Source organism: Mycobacterium sp. (assembly GCF_035653355.1).
GTDB lineage: Bacteria > Actinomycetota > Actinomycetes > Mycobacteriales > Mycobacteriaceae > Mycobacterium.
Genome location: NZ_DASRBZ010000127.1, coordinates 1 through 8,619, shown reverse-complemented (window position 1 = coordinate 8,619; position 8,619 = coordinate 1). Strand labels below are relative to the sequence as shown.

Annotated in this window: 5 protein-coding genes and 1 pseudogene; all 6 read right to left on the bottom strand. The window is 66.6% G+C overall.

The features are described 5' to 3' along the window. Positions 1-2,455 (bottom strand): beta-ketoacyl synthase N-terminal-like domain-containing protein (locus VFA16_RS04005; RefSeq protein ID WP_324966567.1); only part of this gene is annotated, 2,455 nt, incomplete at its 3' end. A gap of 71 nt (positions 2,456-2,526) precedes the next feature. Continuing rightward, complete coding sequence (gene fadD32, locus VFA16_RS04000; RefSeq protein WP_324966566.1) at positions 2,527-4,422, bottom strand: long-chain-fatty-acid--AMP ligase FadD32; 1,896 nt, start codon at positions 4,420-4,422, stop codon at positions 2,527-2,529. Positions 4,423-4,689: 267 nt separating this feature from the next. Next, positions 4,690-5,712 (bottom strand): cutinase family protein, encoded by a 1,023-nt coding sequence (locus VFA16_RS03995; protein ID WP_324966565.1) that lies wholly within the window; start codon positions 5,710-5,712, stop codon positions 4,690-4,692. 122 nt (positions 5,713-5,834) lie between these two features. Further along, the gene (locus VFA16_RS03990; RefSeq protein WP_324966564.1) at positions 5,835-6,734 is read right to left on the bottom strand and encodes an alpha/beta hydrolase family protein; all 900 of its coding nucleotides are present in this window, start codon (positions 6,732-6,734) and stop codon (positions 5,835-5,837) included. A 143-nt stretch (positions 6,735-6,877) separates the two neighbouring features. Beyond that, positions 6,878-7,921, bottom strand: coding sequence for a diacylglycerol acyltransferase/mycolyltransferase Ag85A (ag85A, locus tag VFA16_RS03985; protein WP_324966563.1), 1,044 nt, complete (start codon positions 7,919-7,921; stop codon positions 6,878-6,880). Positions 7,922-8,411: 490 nt separating this feature from the next. Beyond that, positions 8,412-8,619, bottom strand: a pseudogene (locus tag VFA16_RS03980) (hypothetical protein); the annotation flags it as partial.

Genomic DNA, 8,619 nt, shown 5'->3' with positions numbered 1-8,619 from the left:
CGAACAGCATCGCCTCGCCCTCGCCCATCAGATGCGAGCGCGAGCAGATCGCCCGGGTGGCATCGGCCAGCGACAGTCCGCCGGCGAAATACGCGGCGGCCGCCTCACCGAGCGACTGGCCCACCACCGCGGCCGGGCGGGCGCCGTGGTGCTTGAGCAGCTCACCGAGCGCGACCTGGATCGCGAAGATGGTGACCTGGGTGGTCTCGATGCCGTAGTCGACGGAGTCGTCGAGGATCATTTCGACGATCGAGTAGCCGCGCTCGAATTGCACGTAGGCGTCGACCTTGTCGATCCACTCCGCGAACACCGGGTTGCGCAGGTAGAGGTTCTTGGCCATCTTGCGGTGCTGCGCACCGAATCCGGCCAGCACCCACACCGGCCCGCTGGTGACGGGCCCGTCGGCGGCGTAGACGTTCGGCGCCTGCTTGCCCTCGGCGACCGCACGCAGTCCCTTGATCGCCTCCTCGTGGGTACGGGCCAGCACCACCGCGCGCGAGCGGCCGTGGTTGCGTCGTGACAACGCCCGGCCGATCGACTCTAGCGACGCCGCCTGCCCCTCGGGGCCTTCCATCCAGTCGGCTAGCTCAGCGGCGGCGGCCTTTTTACGCGACGTCAAGAACGCCGAAATAGCAAGCGGCACAAGCGGCGTCGCTGGCTGAGCTTCCGAAAGCTCCTGCAGCGCAACCTCTTTGAGCCGCTTAGCCTCGTCGGTCAGGCCAGGCAGTTCGGGTTCCTCGAATTCGGCCGGGTGCTCCTCGATGAACCCGCCGAACTCGTCGAAGCGACCCTCCGCGGGAGCGACCGTCTCCGGTTGGCCGTTGGTCTGAGCCTTTTCCTCAGGCTCCGATTCGGGTTCGTCACGCTCGACGACGTCGCGGGGCAGCACCTCGCGCAGCACCATGTGCGCGTTCGCACCACCGAACCCAAAGCTGGACACCCCGGCGATCGCGTACCCGCTGTAGCGCGGCCAGTCGCTGACCGTGTCGGCGACCTTCAAGCGCACCGCATTGAAGTCGATGTGCGGGTTGGGCCCGGCGTAGTTGATCGACGGCGGCAGCTTGTCGTGGTGCAGCGAGAGCACCACCTTGGCCAGGCTGGCCACCCCGGCCGCCGATTCGAGGTGCCCGATGTTGGTTTTCACCGCACCCAGCAGCGCTGGCTTGTCGGCCGGACGGCCCTTGCCGACGACGCGGCCCAGCGCCTCCGCCTCGATCGGGTCGCCGAGGATGGTGCCGGTTCCGTGCGCCTCGATGTAGTCGACGGTGCGCGGATTGATGCCGGCGTCCTTGTAGGCGCGGCGCAACACGTCGGCCTGCGCGTCGGGGTTCGGGATCAGCAGACCGCTCGAGCGACCATCGTGGTTGACCGCGCTGCCGGCGATCACCGCAAGGATCTGGTCGCCGTCGCGGCGGGCGTCGTCGACGCGCTTGAGCACCAGCATGCCGGCACCCTCCGAGCGGGTGTAGCCGTCGGCGTCGGAGGAGAACGACTTGATCCGGCCGTCGGGTGCCAGCACCCCGCCGACCTCGTCGAACCCGACCGTGATCACCGGGGTGATCAGCGCGTTCACCCCGCCGGCGACGGCCACGTCGCATTCGCCGCTGCGCAGCGCCTGCACCGCCTGGTGGGCGGCGACCAGCGAACTCGAGCATGCGGTGTCCACCGCCACCGACGGCCCGTGGAAGTCGTAGAAGTAGGACACCCGGTTGGCGATGATCGAGTGCGCGTTGCCGGTGATCGCGTACGGATGAGTGACCGTAGGGTCGGACATCGCCAGGAAGGCGTAGTCGGTGACCGACGCGCCGATGAACACCCCGACCGCCTCGCCGCGCAGGCTCGAGGCCGGGATGCGGGCGTTCTCCAGCGCCTCCCACGTCAGCTCCAGCGCCATGCGCTGCTGCGGGTCGATGTTGTCGGCCTCAGTCTTCGACAGCGCGAAGAACTCCGAGTCGAAGCCCTTGATGTCGTTGAGGTAGCCGCCGCGGGTGCGGGCCTTGCTGACCCGCTCGGCGATGCGCGGCTCATCGAGGAACTCCGACCAGCGGCCCTCCGGCGGGTCGGTGATCGCGTCGCGGCCCTCCAGCAACGCCTGCCAGGTTTCCTCCGGGGTGTCCATGTCGCCGGGGAAGCGGGTGGCCAGCCCCACTACCGCGATGTCGACCCGGTCGGACGGCGCAAGGCGCGACCAGTCCTCGTCGTCGTCGGCCGCCGCTTCGGGTTCGCCCTCGACGATGTAGGTGGCCAGCGACTCGATGGTGGGGTGCTGGAACGCCACCGTGGCCGAGAGTGTGACCCCGGTGCGGTCTTCGATGTCGGCAGCCATCGCCACGGCGTCCCGCGACGACAGACCGAGCTCCACCATCGGGATCGATTCGTCGATCGAATCCGGCGACTTGCCGGTGGCTTGGCCCACCCACTCGCGCAGCCACCGCCGCATCTCGGCGACAGTCATATCGGTGCGCGCAGAAGCGGTCTCGGTTGCCGGGGTCTCTTGGGTGTCGATGTCGGTGTCGGACATGCTTGTCAGCCTTGGTCAGCGAAAGCGGTTGGTGATGCGGTGCCACGACGCAGGCTGCCGTCGATGTAGGCGGCACGGCAGGCGCGCCGGCCGATCTTGCCGCTGGAGGTCCGCGGCACGGTTCCGGCCTGCACCAACAGAAGGTCGCGCACTGTTACCCCGTGCCGGACGGCGATCGCCGCGCGGACGTCGTCGCTGATCGGCTGCGGGTCGAGTTTGTGGGTGCCGGGGGCGCGCTCGGCGACGATCACCAGCTGCTCGGAGGTGTCGTCCGGGTCGTAGGTGAGCCCGGAGTGCGGGTTGTCGAAGACCTCCTGGGGCAGCTGGTTGGCCGGCACCGAGAAGGCGGCGACGAAGCCGGTGCGCAATGCCTTGCTTGCTTCCTGCGCCGAGAACTCGAGGTCCTGCGGGTAATGGTTGCGACCGTCGATGATGACGAGGTCTTTGATGCGGCCGGTGATGTAGAGGTTGTCCTTGTAGTAGGTGCCGTAGTCGCCGGTGCGCACCCATAACGCGTCGTCGGGAGCGCCCTCGGCGTGCGACGGGTTGGTCCGCGACTTGAGGATGTTCTTAAAGGTCTCCTGGGTCTCTTGCTCCCGGTTCCAGTAGCCGATGCCCATGTTCTTGCCGTGTAGCCAGATCTCACCGATCTGTCCGTCGGGCAGTTCACTGGCCGTGTCGACGTCGACGATCGCCGCCCATTCGTCCAGGCCGATCTTGCCGCAGGACACCTGCGCGACGGCGCTGGGCGAATCGGGATCGACCTCGACGAATCGGTGGTTGTTGAGTTCTTGCCGGTCGACGTAGATGACCGTCGGCGCCTCCTTGGTTGGAGTGCTGGAGACGTAGAGAGTCGCCTCGGCCAGACCGTAGGCCGGTTTGATGACGGTGTCGCGCAAGCCATATGGCCCGAACGCCTCGTGGAACTTGCGCATCGACGCCACCGAGATCGGCTCGCTGCCGTTGAGGATCGCCTTGACGTTGCGCAGGTCCAGTGGTGGCTCGCCGTCTTTGGGTACGCCGCGCACCGCGGCGTGCTCGAAGGCGAAGTTCGGTGCGACGGAGTAGACCCCGCCGGGGTAGTCATCGTCGACCCGGGACAGCTCACGCAGCCAGCGGATGGGCCGACGCACGAAGGCGGCCGGCGTCATGAACGTGTGCGACAGACCGAGGACGGGCGTCAGCAAAATCGTGATCAGCCCCATGTCGTGGAAGAACGGCAGCCAGGTCACACCCCGGTCGCCTTCCTCGCCGTCGAACGAGTTCAGTACCTGCACAACGTTGGTGGCCAGGTTCAGGTGGGTGATTTCCACGCCCGTCGGCACCCGGGTAGAGCCCGATGTGTACTGCAGGTAGGCGATGGTGTCGAAGGTCGTGTCGAGCGGTGGCTCCCAGGTGGCAGCAACCTCGTTGGGCACCGCGTCGACGGCGATGACGCGCGGCCGCTCCTTGGCCGGGCGGGAGCGGAAGAACTTGTTGACGCCCTCGGCGGAGTCGCTGGTGGTCAAGATTGCAGACGGCGCGCAGTCGTCGAGCACCGCGTGCAGCCGACCGACATGGCCGGGCTCAGCCGGGTCGAACAGCGGCACCGCGATCCGCCCCGCGTACAAGATGCCGAAGAACGAGACGAGGTAGTCCAGATTCTGCGGACACAGAATGGCGATGCGGTCGCCGGGTTTGGTGACCTGCTGCAGCCGCGCCCCCAGCGCGCGGTTGCGGGCCGCGAAGTCGACCCATGATATTTCGCGAGCGACACCGTCGCGTTCGGTGGAGTAGTCCCAGAACCGGTAGGCCACCCTCTGGCCGCGCACCTTAGCCCACCGTTCGACGTGCATCACCAGGTTGGTGTTGTCAGGAAACGTGATGTGTCCGTCGACGATGAACGGGTTGTGGTACGCCATGCCAGTCTCCTGTCAAAAGCTTCGAAATGTCGGGGTGGCCCGGCGGTCGGCCGCACGCTACGCCCGCGTCGCTCACCGCGAACGCTAAACCTCACAGATGGTACAGACCACTCTCCTCCGTCTGCACCGCGTCGACCCCGACCATGCCGCGCACAGTGGTTCTTATTTTTCTCTTAAACTCTCGGTCATGTTAAGGGGCGCCCCGTCCCGGACCAAATCAGAAGGTACCGCGTCACCGAACTGTTATCGCTGCGGTGCGCTGGTGCGTCATCCGTGTTTGGGATGCGGCGCCTTCTCAATCAGGTCATGCGTCCAGTTCAAGGTCCACTCGGTGGCCGACTGCCCGTCCAGATTCCAGAACTGGGTAGTGGCGTACATCGCATGCACCGGCTGCCCGGCGCCGCCGGCCAGGGTCTCCAACGTGGTCGGCAGGTTGGCGATGTTGAACGCCTCCTGTGGTGCGGCGCAGATCAGGTCGCCGGGCGCGCAGATCTCGTTGCTCTGGTTGTTGAGCGCGCCGAAACCGCCCGGCCGCTTGCCTGTCATGGTCAAGCCCAGCTGTTCGAGCACCGGCACTTCGTGCAGGGTGATTTCGGCGCCCTCACCCGGCGGGTTCGGGCCGATCTCCTTACCGACGCCCTGTTCTCGACGGCCATCAGCGATCAACGTCACACCCAGCACCAGGTCGTCGTCGACGGGTCCGCGGCCGTTGCCGATGTCGCTGGCGATGTCCCCGGCGATCACCGCCCCCTGCGAGAAGCCGATCAGCACATAGCTGGTCAACGGGCACTTGTCGTTCATGTCGGTGATCGCCTTGACCGCCGCGCGGGTGCCCTCGGCCCGGCTGTCGTTGTACGACATCTGGGTGTCGCCGCTCAGCGGGTTGTGGAACTGCGCGGTGTAGGGAACGGTGTACACCTCGACCCGGCTGGAGTCGAACTGCTGAGTGATCGGTCGGGTCACGTTGAGCAGCAACGCCATCGGAAACTGCACCGGGTTGAGCGGATCAAGCTGCAGCGAGGACTCCCACGTACCCGGAACGGAGATCAACTGCACGTCGGGGCAGCTGGCGTCCTGGAACGCCGGACGCGGCTTCTTCGCGCGGCCCGAGGTGCTGGGTGGTGGCACGATGCTGGGCGGCACCGCGCTCGGCGGCCCCTGCCGCTGCCGGACGAGAACCACGACGACGGTGATGACCAACGCCACGACCAGCGCCACGGCAGCCGCGGCGATCAACGCGAGGACGCGGTGGCGTCTGCGCTGGGAATTACCCCGCGATCTGTTAACCATGTTCTCCCGCTAGCAGAGTCGGTCGGATGTCGTCGGCCGTGCACGGCCGTCGTACCGGCTGCTGGACTCCTTCACGGTACCGGCTCGCCGCACCGGCTCCGGGTGCGGCAGTGCTGCAGGTGTTAGCGGATGGCGCCGACGATGTCGCCGGACATCGCGGCCAGCTGCGCGCTCCACGACCCCCAGCCGTTGTCCCCGCCGGCCGGGAATTCGAAGTGCCCGTTGTGTCCGCCGGCGTTGCGGTACTCCTGGTAGAACATCCGGCTGTTGCCCATCGCCTGGTCGGCCTGCCCGATCATGGCGGCCTGGTCGCTGCCCGCCCCGGCGGCCGGAGCGTAGACCCATACCCGGCTGTTGTTGGCCGCCAACATCCCGACGTGCACGTACGGGTCGTGCCATTTCCACCGACCCAATTGCGGCGCACCCCACATGCCGTAGCTGTCGACGCCGCCGTACTGCGCCATGCCGGCCGTGATGGCGCCGTTGGTGGTGGTCTCCGACGGGTACAGGAACCCCGACAGCGATCCGCCGTAGCCGAACCGGTCGGGGTGGAAGCAGGCCAGCGCCATCGCGCCGTATCCGCCCTGTGAGGCGCCGACGGCGGCGTGGCCACCGGGGGCCAGGCCCTTGTTGGCCGCCAGCCAGTCGGGCAGCTCGCTGGACAGGAAGGTCTCCCACTGCTTGCTGCCGTCCTGCTCCCAGTTGGTGTACATGCTGAACGCGCCGCCGGCGGGTGCGACCACCGAGATGCCCTTACCGCCCAGGGTGTTCATCGCGTTGCCCGCGGTCACCCAGTTGCTGACGTCGGGGCCGGCGTTGAACGCGTCGAGCAGATACACCGCGTGGGGCCCGCCGCCCATAAACGCCACCGGGATGTCGCGGCCCATGGCCGCCGACGGCACCATCAGCGACTCGTAGCCCGCTGCATGAGCCGACCCGAGGTGCGTCGCACCGATGCCCCACAACCCGACGGTCAGCACAGCGGCCCACAGCACTCGCAGCAGCGTCGACAGGCCCCTCATGTCCACCTCGCTCGTATCTCGCTCTACCAAGCCCGCCCCGTCCCGGAAGGTAGTGAACCACACGCCGTGGGCGCGGATGGGCGGAAATGACTAACGGCGGCGACCCGGAAGGGTCGCCGCCGTCAGCCGTGCAATTCCAGCGCTTAGCCGTGGCTAGCCGTAGCGGCGGCGTTGGTGGCGCCGGTCGCCGGGCCAGTGTTCGGCGTCGCGCCAAGCGACCGCTGAACGTCGGGCTTCATCGCGTTCAACTGAGCGCCCCAGTACTCCCAGCTGTGCGTGCCGCTCTCCGGGAAGTTGAACACGGCGTTGTTACCGCCCGCGGCCTTGTAGGCGTCCTGGAACTTCAGGTTGCTGGTCCGCACGAAGCCCTCGAGGAATTTCGCCGGCAGGTTGTCCCCACCCAGCTCCGATGGCTTGCCGTTACCGCAGTAAACCCACAGGCGGGTGTTGTTGGCGACCGTCTTGCCGACGTTCAGCAACGGGTCGTTGCGCTGCCACGCCGGGTCCTCCTTCGGACCCCACATGTCGGCGGCCTTGTAGCCACCGGCGTCACCCATTGCCAGGTTGATCAGCGACGGCCCCATCCCTTGCGAGGGGTCCATCAGGCCGGACATTGCGCCAACGTAGACGAACTGCTGCGGGTGGTAGTTCGCCAGGTTCAGCGCCGACGCCGCGGCCATCGACAGCCCGACCGCAGCACTCCCTGTGGGCTTGACCTGCTTGTTGGCCTGCAGGTACTGCGGCAGCTCGCTGGTCAGGAAGGTCTCCCACTTGTAGGTGGAACAGCCGGCCTTACCGCAAGCCGGCTTGTACCAGTCGGTGTACCAGCTCGACTGTCCACCCACTGGCATGACCATCGACAGGCCGGACTGGTAGTACCACTCGAAGGCGGGGGTGTTGATGTCCCAGCCGTTGTAGTCGTCCTGGGCGCGCAGACCGTCCAGCATGTAGATCGCCGGCGAGTTCGGCCCACCGCTTTGGAACTGGACCTTGATCTCGCGGCCCATCGACGGTGACGGCACCATCAGGTACTCGACCGGGAGGCCGGGACGGGAAAACGCCCCAGCGGTCGCCGAACCCCCGGCGACACCGATCACACCCGGCAGCAGAGCCGCAGCAACGGCCCCGAACACGAGCCGGCGCGGCATACCCTGTACCGCGCCGCGAAACCTGTCAACAAGCCTCATCCCTGTTTCCTCATCCTTTTGTTCGGCCCATCCTTTCGGAGGTCGGACTGCATCATGGCATGCCCCGGCGAGCGCTGGGCGCAGCTGTGCTCGTGTAGTCAACCACACCTTGGCCGAAGCGCTCTCCTTGGAGGGCACTGGGTAGTCGGCTGTCCGGCACGATCATCCAGTGGATCGTCGCGTTCGGCGAAAGCGTTACAGGATGTGCTCACAGCGGGTCGCGTGCCGGTGAGAGGTTGTATCCAGCGTTGCTGGCGGGGTGCTGTGTGCGGTGGTCAAGCACGGCTTCTGCGCGGGCGAAAAAAATTTCTGCCGTTGTGCATGGTGGTGCGGATGCACGGCGGAGTCTTGATGCTCGGCGGACCTGATCACAGGGCGAGCCAATAGACGATTTGACCGCACAACCAATATCTCCTGGCCCACACCGATGTGACTGATTTAGCAATTGTGGTTGCCGCCAATGGCCTTGTCGCTTAGTAACTTTGAACCGCTACGGACCGGTCGCGGGGAAGCCGGTGTAAACCGGCGCACCGGATTCGGGCACCGTCAGACCGCATCGGATGAGGTCATAGAGCGGAACCCGATCGATGCGGTACTTGGTGAACTGGTAGGCGTGCACGAAATTCGACATGAATCGATGCACGCCCATCGGTGCGCGCACCGAGCTGAGCACCGCCTGGGTGGCGGGACATTTCAGC